The sequence below is a fragment of the Flavobacterium columnare NBRC 100251 = ATCC 23463 genome (assembly GCF_002530675.1).
GTDB lineage: Bacteria > Bacteroidota > Bacteroidia > Flavobacteriales > Flavobacteriaceae > Flavobacterium > Flavobacterium columnare.
Map to the genome: position 1 here is coordinate 1 of NZ_PCMX01000042.1, position 13,719 is coordinate 13,719.

Here is a 13,719-nt window from a genome sequence, read left to right on the forward strand (position 1 = left end):
AAAAATAAAGTTCTCGATACGTTTTTTTTCATTTAAAAAACAACTCGAACAGACGGTTGAGTATATAATTGAAATCATCGTTCGTTCGATCGCGAAGCGCATCGAGAACCAACACTAATTTTTATTGCTTTTGTAGATGTGCTATTTTTAAAAAGAAAATTCAACGTTTAAATGGTATAAAATACATTTTTAAGAATAAAACAGCAATAAAAAAGGCTATTCTAAACTTTTAGGACAGCCTCTCGTTATTCTCTCTCAAAACTTTACGAAAAACCCATAATAATAGAAGTAGAGCGGTTCCGTTCAACAGAGGTTTCATTATTGGTTCTTCCATTTCCAAATAGCAAGTCCATTTTCTGATAATTTTTTAGAACGATTATTTATTTCTTCAATATCCCACTTTGACAAATTACTTTCTTTAAGCTTTCTCGATAATGCAGAAACTTCTGTATAAAGATTTATCTTTTCTGCGAATGGTTTCTGTCCAAATGTGCTGTTTGCAGGACTACTGTTTAAAAGCAAGTTGCCAACAGTGTTAATTACAACTTTTAAATTCGGATTTTCTGCATCGTCTTTTAAATATGTTGCCCAATGTTCATTTAAGGTTTGGGGCAAAATATGCTCAATAGTATTAATTGTTGAATAGTCTGGATATTCTTTAAACTCCTGCAAATGTTTGTCTAACTCTTGTAAAATATGTCTTGCAAAATTTAATTCTCGTTGATTGTAAAGTTCTTTGGTTAAAAAAGCATCTTCAAACTCTTGGTTTGATACCCATAAGCCTTCTGATTGAAATTTTTTCTCAATGGCTCTTGACTTGTCCGGTTCGTTGATAATATCGTTTAATAAAGAAGGGAAAAATGTATCAAACTTTGTAACACGTCTGTTTCCAAATTTACTACGAACTAATAATACATAAGTTTCTTGTAAAAGATCAATGGTATCAGTATCAGATAGGTTGTTTAACTCGTAACTTTTTAAAACACTCATTAGAAATGGTGTAATTGAAGTCATATTAGTTTGTGAAATATTATAAAGTAAACTTTTTATTCTTCCGTCTTTATGAGGAAATTTCAAAGGTTGTTTTATATTGTTGTAATACTTGGCATTTTCCAAAATATCATTTAGCGTTGCCACCGCTTTATCTTTTGTAATTTTCTTATTTCGGTTTTTAAAATGAACATACATTCTTCGTCCTTGTCCAATTCGCTTTTTTTCTCCAATTGAAAACAAGTTGATGAGATAATCTTCAAAGTTACCTTCTCCAACTTCTTTTCTTGCTTTTAGCCAAAAGTCATTATGAAGTTTTTCGTGTTCATTCGTACTGTCGTTTAATATTGGCTTAAAAATGTAATTACATAATAATTCTGATGCAGTCAAAGGCATTCCTGCATCGTTTAAACTTTCAAAAATTGCTTGTGCATCATCTTTTTTTTCGTCCAATGGTATCCAGACAATTGTAAGGGATTTTGTAATTACTTGAAATAACTGCCATAGGTCTTGAACATTATAAGTTTTAGTTCTCTTGTCATAGAACTTAACAAATTGGTCGATTTTATTTGTGTCAGGAAAGTATAACTTTTGGTCTTCTACTAAATATGGACTACTTGGATTTTCAAGGAATACTGTTTTATATGTTGGGTATCTGTCGCCTTTACTGCTAAAAACTTTTAACTTTAAATAATCGTCTCCACCATTAACATTATTACTTAACAATTTATCAATTTCTGCACAGTAGTTTTGTGCTTCCGATGAAAGATGACTTAAATTGTTTAGTGATTTCCTTATTAGTCCTAAAAGTAAATAGATTGTTGTAATTCTTTGTTGTCCGTCAATGATTAAATATCTTTTTAGGTTTGGATGTGGTGCATTGCTCTTTTCTAACACTACAACTGGTCCAAAAAAATGTTCTTCATCTTCAAAGTTGTTGTTTTCTAATGCTGGTAAAATTTCTTCATAAATGTCGTCCCACAATTTGTCCCATTGCTTTTTCTCCCAAGCATATCCACGTTGAAAAAATGGAATTTCATATCTAACATTTGTGTCAAATATATCTTTAAAACATCTGCTTATTATTTTTTGTTCTTCTGTCATTTCTTTTTAGGATTTTCTGTTTATATAGGGTCTCGTTTTACATTATCACTAACGACAATCTACAAAAAAACCTCACAAACTCTGTCAAATATAACTAAAATGATTAATTTAAAATAAATTTCGTATTTTTAAGTATGTACCATATCCAAGGAATTTCCCGCCATCAACTACAAACAACCAGTTTAGAAGACAAAATAGCTCTAGATAATCCAGTGCGTTTTATAGATGCTTTTGTTAGACTAATAGATCTTAATAAAATAGGATTTACGACCGTTGTTTTAAAAACCGAAGATCGTCAGAATTTCAAGAACAAATCTTTCTTAAAATCTATTTGTATGACTATTTAAACAACATTCGTAACTCCATAAAGTTAGAAAAGAGTTCATCCGAAATATCGAAATGCAATGACTTTTAACCTATATTCGTCCGAATTAGCATAGCATTTCTGATTTCAGAAAAAACAACCCCAAAGCACTCTAAAAACTCTTTAAATTATTTGTTTCGTTTTTAAAAAATGCTGATTTAATTGCAGGCGAAACTATCTCTATTGATGTGCTAAATCTAGAGCACATAACGGTAAAAAGTCTAATTTTAACAAAAAAAGATAGACAAACATTTGGCTTATATTGAAGCCCGAATTCAAGAATACTTAGATCAATTAGATCAAAATAATAGCCAAGAAAATGCTGCCGTTATCAAAAACATTCAACAAAAAATCGAGCCCTTAAAACCCAAATTCCACATTAGGAAAAAATTCAACCAAGTGACCAATCAAAAAATAAGCGATTTTTTCTATTCTTGGATTTTCGATAATTTCAAATTCGACAATTTTACTTTAGATATAAACTCTTCTGTAGTAACAAGATATGATACTCAAGAAGGAGCAAAAAAAGAATACAGCCCCTCTAAGAAAGGCAATTTATCACACCATACTTTAATAACTTTTACAAATGATATGAAATTAGTTCCAGATATGTGGTTGCGCAGTGGAGATAGTACTTCTACAAATATTTTTTTTCTTTTTTAGAAAATACGTTATCAAAATTAAAGAACAAAAACGTTAGTTTAATTCAATTAGATAGTGGCTTTTTTTCAAACGAGATAATGGATTATTTAGAAACTTCTAAAAAGAATTACATCATTGCGGCTAAATTTAATCATTCAACTCAAAGGATAATTAACTAATCTAACAATTGGATTGTTTTAGATGACGGTATTGAGATTTGTGAGCAAAATTATAAGGCTAAGTCTTGGAAAAAATCAAGAAGAATGGTAGTTGTACGTCAAAAATTAAAAGAAAAAACCAATGCGCCAAGTAAAATATGAAGTCTTTTTCCTGAGGATGAGATTCACAAAAACTACAGATACACAGCCTATTTTACAAATCTAGAATTTGCTCCATCAGAAATCTGGAGATTCTATCGTGGTAGAAGCCATGCTGAAAATAAAATAAAAGAATTGAAATATGATTTTAGCTTTGACAGCTTTAATTTGAAAGATTTTTTCCCAACCGAAGCAGCTCTTATTTTTACTATGATAGCTTATAATTTAATGTTTCTTTTCAGAACATTTGTTTTACACGAAAAAACTCAGAAAACACTAACAACATTGCGATATAAAACCTTTGCTATAGGGGCATATTTTGAAAAACAAAATGACAGGCTTGTTTTGAAAATTGCACTTAACAAAAAAGAAAAGCTTGGTTCAGTGGTCTTTGAAATTATAACATCACCTATCCCTTTGAAATCTCTAATGTGTAATTTGAATTAAATATTATTTTTCGCAATAAAACTATATAAAGATACATAAAATACGCATTTGATGTACCTTTAAAAAGTATTGCTTTTAAAGGCATTAGCTGGGTAAACCTAGTTTTGTTTGTTTATCCTTGTAATCATCGCTGAGTTGCGTATATTTGTGTGTTATATGACAGCTTAAACCAAACTATACGCTGAAAGTATTTCGTTTTATTAAAACGAAAAAGTGAAATGTTAATACATCAAATAACAAAGCATAATCAGGAGATATATGAGAAATCAGAGCTTTACAAAAAGGAACAAGAAGCTAAACAAGAGTTTTTTTTGATACAAGGAGAAAAAGTACTTTCAGAGTTTTTTGGAGCTACTGTAGGAGATATTATAGAGTTTGCAGATAAACTAAAAGAATTGGTAATGCAAACAGAATTTCAACCAAGCGGTGTAGAAAAAACGACAATTAGAGAGTATTTTTATCAATCTAAACTTTAAAGAACTCTTTTTCTTTGATTATGTTAAAAGGGTTTCCTCTAAAAATGTATATGTAATTAACAAAATAGTCTTTAAAAGTTTTACCTTCTAAAATTTTTGTATCTATTTTATCAAAAAACTCTACGCCTAAACATTTATGCTTGTATAAGCCAATTCTGACTACAAAATAACAAGTAACATTGGTTTCGTTTATTACATCCTTTTCATCAAAAGGTAAAGTAATTAGAAAATCTGGAGTTATTGAATTTATAGAATGGTAATCAGGAATATTTTCAGTTTGTATCATAGATGGTGTAATTAGGTTACATAGTTACGAAAATTTTCAGATATAACCAAAAGAAAGTAGGCGAAACCGTCATATAACTAAGTATTTATGAAAAGTGTCACGATATGGCGTATTTGTAAACTTTTGGCACAATTTAAAAATTAATTATTAATCAGAGTGTTCTATGTTGGCTCGTGCCACCTTCATAAATACTCGGGACGTTGGGTGCAATATTAAAGAACCCCGTAACGGACAGAATAACCTCATAAATTTTTATCTTTGCATCAATATAGAAAGACAATAAATGGACATAAAAAAATATAACGAACTCATAAAATCTGCCATCAAGCATTTTTGGGACACAAGGAACAAACAAAAAGCTGAACAGGGCGACAGAGAAGTGAAAGATACAGGCAATCGAAGTTCGGTTACAGGTGGCAAACAGTTAGACGGGTTTATCAATCTTTTGTATCAAGTTGCAGTTGATATTGGAATACCAACAAACTGCATCTACATAAAAGGAAATCAATTGCCAGGTTACTTTAGACCGACAAAAGATTGGGATATGCTGATAATTTCACCAACACAAAAGCTCATAGCAGTTGTTGAACTCAAGTCTCAAGTTGGCTCTTTTGGAAACAATTTTAACAATAGGACAGAAGAAGCATTAGGAAGTGCTATTGACTTGTGGACTGCGTTTAGAGAAAAAGCATATCCTAATCAATCAGCACCTTGGCTAGGATATATGATGATTGTAGAAAAATCCGCAAAATCAACATCTCCAGTCAGAATAACTGAACCATATTTTAAAGTATTCAAGGAGTTTCACAACACCTCTTACATTGATAGGTATCGTTTGTTTTGCCAAAAACTTATGCTTGAAAGACATTATTCTCAATGCTGTTTACTTTGGTCAACTGACAATTTTGATTACGGAAATGTTGAAGAAAGCATTTCAATTGAAGCCTTTCTTCATTCTTTTATTGGACAATTATCGGGACAACTTCACGAATTTAACCAATAAAAGCTATGGAACGTAAAAACGGAAGAAATCACGGTGAAGTCTTTACAAATAAGAATGTAGTCCAATTTATATTGGATGAAGTCGGCTATTCTTCTGATGTAAATCTAAGTTCCATTAAAATATTAGAACCAGCATCAGGAAATGGAGCATTTGCAACAGAAATAATAAAACGCCTTTACAAGTCATCTTTAGATTATCAATTTTCATTTATTGATAGTGTAATTTCTAATTTGACTTTTGTTGAGTTAGACACAATTGCTTTTGCTAAGTTGACTACGACTATTGATGATTTAATTTTCAATTTGACTAATCAAAGGCTCAAAATAAGCCTTCAAATTTGTTTAAATACAAACTTCCTGACTTGGCATTTCGACCATCAATTTGACTGCATAGTTGCCAATCCTCCATACATAAGACACGAACTTATACCCGAAAATGACAAGGCTTTCTATCGGAAAAGGTATAAAACTTTTAAATACAGAGCAGACCTTTACATTCCATTTTTTGAGTATTCATTAGAGCTATTAAAACCTGATGGACTTTTATCTTTTATTTGTTCAAACAGATGGCTAAATAACCAATACGGAAAGATTTTAAGAGAGCAAATTTCTTCTCTATACAATTTGAGAAAAGTTCTAAATATCGAAAAGTCTTCACCTTTTGATGAAGTAGTAACAGCATATCCTTGTATAACGACAATACAAAAAAGTAAACGGTCTGAAAAGGTTTTGTTTTTTGAAGACAATTCAAAACAAATTGATTTTAACAACTTGAAATTTACAGAAGTTGAAAATCCAAAAAGTAATTCTTGGGAAAACTTGTTTTTGCATTACAACATAAATCATATTGCCTTAAACGGTATAGAAGAACAAGGATTTGAAATTGGTATTGGTGTGGCAACAGGAGCTGACAAAGTTTTTATTAAAAACAAAAAAGAACTCAATGGAATTGAAAAAAACAGGGTGCTACCAATTATTAAATCAACTGATTTAAAAAATAACACTTTCAAATGGACAGAAAATTATCTAATCAACCCATACGACAATGGAGAACTTTGTGATTTAGAACATTATCCGCATTTACAAACTTATTTCAATGACAACAAGCAAACTCTATTGCAAAGGCATACAGCAAAGAAAACACCCAATAAATGGTATAAAACAATTGATAAAATAAAGCCAGAATTATTAAGTAAGCCGAAACTTTTATTGCCCGACCTTACGGGAAATAAATTCCTTTTTATTGACAATGGTAAATTTTATCCCCATCATAATTTATACTACATCACAGCAGACAATATTTCTTCATTAAAGATTTTGGCAAGTATTTTAATGTCAGACTTCATTAAACACCAAATGTCTCAAATTGGAATAAGAATGAATGGCGGACTTCCTAGATTTCAATCTCAAGTTTTAAAGCAACTTAAAATCCCTAATATAAACGGACTAAGTAATGTTGACAGAGAAAACTTGGTTAAGGCGTATGACAGACAAGATTTAGAAACATCAAACAAAATAATAAATAAATACTGCACCCAACACGGGTTTTGCGTAATGGCGGGTGAAGTGGTTAATTAAAGTGTAGTGCTTCTATCAACATTTGTGCTTGCCTGACAGTTTTGTGCTTCGAAATCCGCCACTACGCAAAGCCCAAAACCGTCAGGCTGTGAAAAAACCTCTTTTTTGAATACAATTCATCCCACCAAACTGACATAACTTTGTTTTAAACAATGCTATTTTTGAACTTACTTTGAGGTGTTTCAAAAAATATAAAGCCTATAAACAGGTTTAAATAAGTCGTTTTTATCAAAAAAAAGTCCTTTGTCTTGTAAGGTGAGTTCCAAACTTTAATTTTTGCTATTAAATCAGGGACTCCAAGAATATTTATGGTACGCTTGATGTTGTACACTAGCATAATCAAGCTATGTTCTCCGTTTACTTTTTCAAGTCCTATTAAATTGGTATGATTGTATCCCCATCGGCATCTTTCAAAAAAGAAACAAACAGTTTAAAGAGTTGCTTCAATGCATTGGGATTGTCTTTTCTAAAATCAGAAATACTGTGATAATTAGGACGAATATCTTCTAACAACCATTGCATTTCAATATTACGAATGCATTCTTTTTCTAGTTTTTTGGAGCTGCGAATACCATTCAAATAACCATATAAATAGATTTTAAGAAACACTTGGGTATTGAAACTTGGACGACCTTCGGATTTTAAAACAACAGGTGTAAATCCTACTTTTTGAAGGTCTATGTGTTCAACAAAAGCATCTATGAATCGAACTGGGTTTTCAGAAGTAATTTTGTCTTCTAAACTCGATGCATGTAACTGATTACGGGAAATCCCTTGGATATGCTGCATTTTTAAAAATACGAAAATTCCCCTTTTTTAACAAACTATTTTAGCTATATTTGGTGAGGTTTCTGAGTTTTTTCACAGACTGACGTTGTAGGTAATTGTAAAAAAACGGAACGTGAAGACAGAAAGTAAAACTTTGGTATAAAATTTGAAACTATATAAAAATAATTATTACTTTTATCATAACTAGCTATGAAAAAGACTGTTAACATATTAGAAAAAATACCAAACTACATTTTTTGGGATTTGGATGTGACTAAACTTAACATCCATAAGGATAGTGACGTTATTATATCTCGTATTCTTATGTTTTCAGATTTTTCAAATTACAGTGATAACATATTGTTTTTGGAAAGTTTATACACAGAAGAAACAATAAAAAGAGTAATTATAGCTTCAACTGAGCGAATTTCGGACGAAATTTGTTCACTTACTTCAAAAAGATACAATACTCCTATTAAAAGTAAATTCAACAAATATGTATATCTCTAATGAGCTAGAGAAAACTATTAAAGAATTACAACAACTAAATTCATTAAGTAGTTTCTATTTAGCTGGTGGCACAAATTTAGCAATAAGATATTCGCATAGAGAGTCAGTAGATATTGATTTATTTTGTGAAAATATTATTGGTATTAGTGGCTTTGAATTAATAGAAAAAGAAATAATAGAGACATTTAAAAATAGAGTTTTGTATATTGGTTATCCAACAAAACAAAATGATGAACTCGTTTTTCTTCGAACTATTATTTCAACAGATAATACAAATATTAAAGTTGAAATAATACAAGGGTTTAAGCTATTCCATCCAATTGAAACAATTAATGGAATAAGACTCGCTAGCGAGTCTGATATAGGACTTTTAAAATTAGATTCTATAACCAATAGATACGCAGAAAAAGATTTATATGATTTAGATTATATAACTGAAAATCCAAATCACTCTTTGAACAAACTAATGGAATTATACGAAAGAAGGAAAAATTATTATATTGAAAATAACATAAATACAATATTCAGTTTATCGAATGACTTTTGTCCAATTGAGAATACCGAATTATTGATATTAGAAAACCATAAAGAAATCAAAGATAAAATTCCTTTCCATTCAGACTCACAACTAAAGAATAATAAGTCATCACTTATATATCACAAATCTAATTGAAAAATAAAGGTCAGGGCATACTTAAATAAAAAGTAAAACAACTACCTACAACAGCTAAGGTTTCGTTGCGTGCGGAGCACGAACAATGAATTGTAATCACTGAACACAAAAAAACAAATAAAAACAAAGTGAAGTAAACCCGTGTTGAACGGAACCGCTTACACTTCCGCCCACTATGGGGATTTCAAACTAAAAATTTAAGGATATACAAGAGGCATTTCACGCCTCTTTTTTTTGAAGTCTACTTTAGGTGTTTTTTATAGTGATTTCCTTCACTTATGGGTACAAATTCCCATACTACTCAAAAAGCCATAATATCTTATTTTGACAAAGTTTTTGGAGAGTATATGCAAAGCAAAACACTTTCTGCACTCCTACAAAAAAACGTTGCCTGTAATACCGCCACCGAAAATCCTCCGAAATTTAAGATCAACATCAAAGATTATTTTTTGTAAATTTGACCAAGAAAACAAGTTGAGAACATGAAGGCAAAATACATCAATCCCTTTACGGATTTTGGGTTTAAGAAGATATTTGGGGAAGAAGCCAGTAAAAACCTGCTTATCGACTTCCTCAATGCCTTGTTGCCAGAATATGACCAGATCAAAGAACTTTCTTTTAAAAACACCGAGCAACTCGGGCAGAGTGACCTCGACAGAAAAGCCATCTACGACATCTATTGCGAAAACGAAAAAGGCGAAAAATTCATCGTAGAACTCCAAAAAGCCAAGCAAAACTACTTCAAAGAAAGAACCATCTATTACTCCACATTTCCCATTAGAGAACAAGCCGAAAAAGGAGAATGGAACTATAATTTGAAAGCGGTTTATTGCGTAGGTGTTTTGGATTTTACTTTCGACGATTACGAAAGCGAACCCGAAAGAAGCGAGGTAGTACATACCATTAAACTAAAAAACCAAAACGGAAAAGTATTTTACGATAAACTGACCTATATCTACTTGGAAATGCCCAATTTTAACAAGCAGGAAAACGAATTAAGCTCCCGTTTGGATAAATGGTTGTATTTTATCCAAAACTTGGAAGACTTTCAAAGTATTCCCACAATTTTCAAAGACGAAGTATTTACCCAAGCCTTTGAAAAAGCAGAGTTAGCAAATTTCGGGCAATTGGATTTAGACAAATACGAGAGCAGCCTTAAAGTTTACCGAGATCTAAAAGGCGTTATCGACACTGCTTTCGACGAAGGAAAGATGGAAGGATTAATTGAAGGAGAAATAAAAGGAGAAATAAAAGGAAAGATTGAAACGGCTAAATCCTTAAAAAAATTAGGTGTTTCAGTAGAAATAATTACGCAGGCAACAGGCTTGACTAAAGAAGAAATCAACAAACTATAATAAGGTGCTACTGTCAACAGCTAAGGTTTCGTTGGACTCGAAGAGCCGACAATGAATTGTAATCACTGAACACAAAAAAAACAAAGTGAAGTAAACCTCTGTTGAACGGAACCGCTCTACTTCCATTATTATGGATTTTTCGTAAAGTTTTGAGAGAGGATAACAAGAGGCATTTACGTCTCTTTTTTTGAAGGGTATTTTAGAGGGTTATTTAAATGATGTTCTTTACTTATGGGATAAACACCTTTACTCGTAAAGTTAACTATTATAGGATTTTAGATTTTGTCTATCGCCAAAATACCAACGAATGAACCTTTTTTGTCAAAAATTAAGATGGCATATAAATTACCCATTTTACAATAGGCTTCTTCCTAGTATCAAAATACTCTAATCAAAAGGATAAATAAACTATTTAAAACCTTTATCTTTTCGTTTGGCTTGATTTAGTATTTTGTTCTATCTTAATCCATCAGAATATTTTTTTTCAAACATAACAATTGTGTTTTTTTCACAAAGATACCATTTTACTGAACTATCGAAGGTCTTGTACAACAAGTCTAACTGTTGCAAAGCATCATTTTTAAAAAACAAAAAAATACAATCTCTTTTAAGGTGTTTTAAAGGAGGTTGCGTTTTTATTATACTTCAAAGCATACTAAAAGTTTAATATAAATTAAAAAAATATATAAAATTTAAGATAATTTATATTTTTTTGGCATAATTATTTCATACAAACAATATACTTTCTGCAGAAGTTTATATTTTTTATATTATTAAAACCAAAAAAACTATGTCAAAATTAAACATAAACAATAACGAGTGGTTAGAACTTGTTTTCGAAAATAAAAATAAAGCATACGGAGCTTATCAATTACGTAAGCAAGACAGTAGTACTAGCATTAAAGCTTTTTTAAGCGGCATCTCTTTTATAACTGGCCTTGCTGTTTTGCCTATCCTTTTAAGTTCCTTTAAAGATAAACCTGTAAACACAAACACTCCTAATGATTTAGGGGATATTATGGTTACAGAAGTTCATTTACCTAAAAAAAAGGAGCAAAAACAAATTGAAAAACAACTCAAGAAAATTAAAAAAGCAGACATTATAACTCCCAAAACCTATAATTTAATAAATCCAAAACTTGTTAAATCGACAGAAATACCAGAAAATATTTTAACCAAACCAGATGATGTGGGCAAAAATATTTCAGAAAATCCGTTAGCACTACAGGGGAGTATAACTGGTGATCCGAAAGGAAACACTAGCGAACCTACATCTGCTGCTAATACTCCTTCACCTATCCCTGAAGAACCTTTAGCTCCAGCTATACTAGAAAAAAGCCCTGAGTTCCCAGGAGGTCTAGATGCTTTTATAAAAATTGTAAGCAGTCGTTTTCAAACGCCTGAAATAGAAGAGAGCAATACCTTTAAAATATTCGTTTATTTTGTAGTGGAACCTGACGGCAGTATTACAAATATAAACGTTCCTAGAAATCCTGGTTTTGGTTTAGACCAAGAAGCCATACGTGTTCTAAAATCAATTAAAACAAAATGGAAACCTGGCATCTATGAAGGGCATACTGTGAGAACTCAATATTCGCTACCTATCACCATTCAAATTAATTAATAACCTAAATAAGATTGGAATCTTAAAGATTTCAATCTTATTTATTTCGCTCTTAGAACGAAATCGTATAATCTTGATCTGTGTCTTCTCCTAGCGTCGAAGTGACAAATTAGCGAGTCAGTTCTTCTTTTGTATATCTTTTTTGTAATTTAAATTTAGAGATACTCGCCCTATTAAACTTTTAATTTAAAACAAATCTAGTTTCTAGATCTATTTTAAAAGATACTCTTGGTTTCGGATAAATTCTAGAAATTAAGCCCCTAACAGATAAAAAACTACTTCTTATAAACCTCTTTAAGATAAAAGTTATCATAATGGTAAGATCAATGAGGCAATTTATTTTTTAATAATCCATATACAAAAGTCCCTAATAAAGCTCCTAAAAGAACAACAAAAATAGCAGGAACTCCTGTTCCTAACAATATAAAAATAGGACCAGGACAAGCCCCCACTAGAGCCCAACCTAAACCAAAAATGATACCTCCTAGTAAATAACGAGTAATAGAAATATCCTTATCTGGGATTAAAATAGGCCGCCCTTCAACATCTGTTAACTCTTTTTTCTTGATAAATCGTATCCCTAGTACACCTACTAAGATAGCTACTGAAATAATACCATACATGTGAAATGACTGAAACATAAACATTTCATAAATACGATACCAGGATACGGCTTCTGCTTTTGTTAAAACTATTCCAAAAAGCAACCCAACTGCAAAAAAACGTAGTAATTTCATTTGTTTAAAAAAGTAAAGGTAAAATAAAATGAGCCATAACTAATCCTCCTAAAAAAAAGCCAATTACAGCTATTAAAGAGGGTAGTTGTAAATTACTTAATCCAGAGATCGCATGCCCTGAAGTACATCCTCCTGCATAAGGGGTTCCAAAACCAATTAGAAAACCTCCTAACAAGAGTAATCCTAATCCTTTATATGTAAAAACAGAATCTAAACTAAATAACGCATCGGGTAAATACTTACCATTAGGAGCATCAATTCCCATCTTTTGTAATTGCACAATTGTATTAGGATTAATTTCAACATTATGGGTACCGCCTAGAACATGAAAAGCAATAAATCCTCCAACGATAGATCCTAATACTACAGCTAAATTCCATTTTTGTTCCTTCCAATCAAAATTAAAATATTGAGCTGATCTTTTACCTCCTGTCATCGAACATATTGTTCTCAGATTTGAAGACATCCCAAAGGTCTTCCCGAAATAAGTCAACAATAACATAACGAGACCTATTAATGCTCCCGAAATTGCCCAATGCCAAGTTTGAGTTAAAATTTCCATTTCTTTTATTTTTACACAAAAATAAAAGAAATGATGTCATAAGATAAAAAGTTATGAAAAAAATTTAGAATCTACAACGGTACAAATACGTTCAATTATTTTTTCTTCCTAAAATAAGCGCAATTAGATCATTGCATTTTATTAAATTCTCTAGATTAAAGGAAAATTTATTTTTCTTAATTTTCTTAAATCCAAATTTTAAAAAATCAAAAAGCACCCTTTTGAGGTGCTCTTTATGAAATTCTAAGATAACTCTTTTATTAACCCAACCAATATAATGAAAA

The 13,719-nt window shown here is 30.9% G+C and carries 15 protein-coding genes and 2 pseudogenes; 10 read left to right on the forward strand and 7 right to left on the reverse strand.

Features of this window, described 5'->3' with window-relative positions; all coding sequences use genetic code 11:
* Positions 1–318: 318 nt before the first annotated feature.
* Positions 319–2,094 (reverse strand): DUF262 domain-containing protein, encoded by a 1,776-nt coding sequence (locus tag B0A78_RS06700; RefSeq protein WP_097609494.1) that lies wholly within the window; start codon positions 2,092–2,094, stop codon positions 319–321.
* A gap of 134 nt (positions 2,095–2,228) precedes the next feature.
* Here B0A78_RS06700 and B0A78_RS14695 point away from each other — a divergent pair, with 134 nt between their 5' ends.
* The 4 genes from B0A78_RS14695 to B0A78_RS06715 all read left to right on the forward strand — a co-directional run bounded on the left by B0A78_RS14695 (position 2,229) and on the right by B0A78_RS06715 (position 4,340).
* On the forward strand, positions 2,229–2,441 hold the full coding sequence (locus tag B0A78_RS14695) for a hypothetical protein (RefSeq protein ID WP_186808998.1): 213 nt from the start codon (positions 2,229–2,231) through the stop codon (positions 2,439–2,441).
* A gap of 269 nt (positions 2,442–2,710) precedes the next feature.
* The gene (locus B0A78_RS14700) at positions 2,711–3,121 is read left to right on the forward strand and encodes a hypothetical protein (protein WP_050855802.1); all 411 of its coding nucleotides are present in this window, start codon (positions 2,711–2,713) and stop codon (positions 3,119–3,121) included.
* Between the two features lie 320 nt (positions 3,122–3,441).
* On the forward strand, positions 3,442–3,864 hold the full coding sequence (locus B0A78_RS06710; protein WP_097609495.1) for a transposase: 423 nt from the start codon (positions 3,442–3,444) through the stop codon (positions 3,862–3,864).
* A gap of 218 nt (positions 3,865–4,082) precedes the next feature.
* The gene (locus tag B0A78_RS06715; protein ID WP_065213207.1) at positions 4,083–4,340 is read left to right on the forward strand and encodes a hypothetical protein; all 258 of its coding nucleotides are present in this window, start codon (positions 4,083–4,085) and stop codon (positions 4,338–4,340) included.
* On the opposite strand, the gene B0A78_RS06720 is transcribed toward B0A78_RS06715, so the two are convergent.
* The gene (locus B0A78_RS06720) at positions 4,330–4,626 is read right to left on the reverse strand and encodes a hypothetical protein (RefSeq protein ID WP_065213206.1); all 297 of its coding nucleotides are present in this window, start codon (positions 4,624–4,626) and stop codon (positions 4,330–4,332) included. The two genes, B0A78_RS06715 and B0A78_RS06720, sit on opposite strands and share 11 nt — an antisense overlap.
* Before the next feature lie 379 nt (positions 4,627–5,005).
* On the opposite strand from B0A78_RS06720, the gene B0A78_RS06725 reads away from it, so the two are divergent.
* Together B0A78_RS06725 and B0A78_RS06730 are read left to right on the forward strand one after the other, a co-directional pair.
* Positions 5,006–5,629, forward strand: coding sequence for a PaeR7I family type II restriction endonuclease (locus tag B0A78_RS06725; protein WP_196771909.1), 624 nt, complete (start codon positions 5,006–5,008; stop codon positions 5,627–5,629).
* Between the two features lie 5 nt (positions 5,630–5,634).
* A complete protein-coding gene (locus B0A78_RS06730) occupies positions 5,635–7,206 on the forward strand; it encodes an Eco57I restriction-modification methylase domain-containing protein (protein WP_063743049.1) in 1,572 nt (523 codons plus the stop codon).
* Positions 7,207–7,593: 387 nt separating this feature from the next.
* Here the strand turns inward: B0A78_RS06730 and B0A78_RS06735 are convergent.
* Positions 7,594–7,995, reverse strand: a pseudogene (locus tag B0A78_RS06735) (transposase); the annotation flags it as partial.
* A gap of 189 nt (positions 7,996–8,184) precedes the next feature.
* On the opposite strand from B0A78_RS06735, the gene B0A78_RS15070 reads away from it, so the two are divergent.
* Both B0A78_RS15070 and B0A78_RS06745 read left to right on the forward strand, forming a co-directional pair.
* On the forward strand, positions 8,185–8,484 hold the full coding sequence (locus B0A78_RS15070; protein ID WP_065213204.1) for a DUF6922 domain-containing protein: 300 nt from the start codon (positions 8,185–8,187) through the stop codon (positions 8,482–8,484).
* The gene (locus B0A78_RS06745) at positions 8,471–9,157 is read left to right on the forward strand and encodes a nucleotidyl transferase AbiEii/AbiGii toxin family protein (protein WP_065213203.1); all 687 of its coding nucleotides are present in this window, start codon (positions 8,471–8,473) and stop codon (positions 9,155–9,157) included. Before B0A78_RS15070 ends, B0A78_RS06745 begins: the two co-directional genes overlap by 14 nt.
* A 296-nt stretch (positions 9,158–9,453) precedes the next feature.
* Here B0A78_RS06745 and B0A78_RS15075 read toward each other — a convergent pair.
* A pseudogene (locus tag B0A78_RS15075) lies at positions 9,454–9,531 on the reverse strand (transposase); the annotation flags it as partial.
* 108 nt (positions 9,532–9,639) lie between these two features.
* On the opposite strand from B0A78_RS15075, the gene B0A78_RS06750 reads away from it, so the two are divergent.
* Positions 9,640–10,512 (forward strand): Rpn family recombination-promoting nuclease/putative transposase, encoded by an 873-nt coding sequence (locus B0A78_RS06750; RefSeq protein WP_065213202.1) that lies wholly within the window; start codon positions 9,640–9,642, stop codon positions 10,510–10,512.
* Positions 10,513–11,302: 790 nt separating this feature from the next.
* Positions 11,303–12,136 carry an energy transducer TonB gene (locus tag B0A78_RS06755; protein ID WP_014166536.1) on the forward strand — a complete coding sequence of 278 codons (834 nt, stop codon included), beginning with the start codon at positions 11,303–11,305 and terminating at the stop codon, positions 12,134–12,136.
* 323 nt (positions 12,137–12,459) lie between these two features.
* On the opposite strand, the gene B0A78_RS06760 is transcribed toward B0A78_RS06755, so the two are convergent.
* The 3 genes from B0A78_RS06760 to B0A78_RS14705 form a co-directional block, all read right to left on the reverse strand.
* A complete protein-coding gene (locus B0A78_RS06760; RefSeq protein ID WP_014166537.1) occupies positions 12,460–12,873 on the reverse strand; it encodes a DUF6691 family protein in 414 nt (137 codons plus the stop codon).
* A 4-nt stretch (positions 12,874–12,877) separates the two neighbouring features.
* Positions 12,878–13,435 carry a YeeE/YedE family protein gene (locus B0A78_RS06765; RefSeq protein WP_014166538.1) on the reverse strand — a complete coding sequence of 186 codons (558 nt, stop codon included), beginning with the start codon at positions 13,433–13,435 and terminating at the stop codon, positions 12,878–12,880.
* 91 nt (positions 13,436–13,526) lie between these two features.
* On the reverse strand, positions 13,527–13,719 hold a 193-nt coding region (locus tag B0A78_RS14705; RefSeq protein WP_211282048.1), incomplete at its 5' end, for a hypothetical protein.

Coding starts and splice junctions, on each gene's coding strand:
- B0A78_RS06755 (WP_014166536.1), top strand. CDS start 11,303: ATGTCAAAATTAAACATAAACAATAACGAGTGGTTAGAACTTGTTTTC.
- B0A78_RS06730 (WP_063743049.1), top strand. CDS start 5,635: ATGGAACGTAAAAACGGAAGAAATCACGGTGAAGTCTTTACAAATAAG.
- B0A78_RS06720 (WP_065213206.1), bottom strand. CDS start 4,626: ATGATACAAACTGAAAATATTCCTGATTACCATTCTATAAATTCAATA.
- B0A78_RS15070 (WP_065213204.1), top strand. CDS start 8,185: ATGAAAAAGACTGTTAACATATTAGAAAAAATACCAAACTACATTTTT.
- B0A78_RS06745 (WP_065213203.1), top strand. CDS start 8,471: ATGTATATCTCTAATGAGCTAGAGAAAACTATTAAAGAATTACAACAA.
- B0A78_RS06750 (WP_065213202.1), top strand. CDS start 9,640: ATGAAGGCAAAATACATCAATCCCTTTACGGATTTTGGGTTTAAGAAG.
- B0A78_RS06765 (WP_014166538.1), bottom strand. CDS start 13,435: ATGGAAATTTTAACTCAAACTTGGCATTGGGCAATTTCGGGAGCATTA.
- B0A78_RS06700 (WP_097609494.1), bottom strand. CDS start 2,094: ATGACAGAAGAACAAAAAATAATAAGCAGATGTTTTAAAGATATATTT.
- B0A78_RS06760 (WP_014166537.1), bottom strand. CDS start 12,873: ATGAAATTACTACGTTTTTTTGCAGTTGGGTTGCTTTTTGGAATAGTT.
- B0A78_RS14695 (WP_186808998.1), top strand. CDS start 2,229: ATGTACCATATCCAAGGAATTTCCCGCCATCAACTACAAACAACCAGT.
- B0A78_RS06715 (WP_065213207.1), top strand. CDS start 4,083: ATGTTAATACATCAAATAACAAAGCATAATCAGGAGATATATGAGAAA.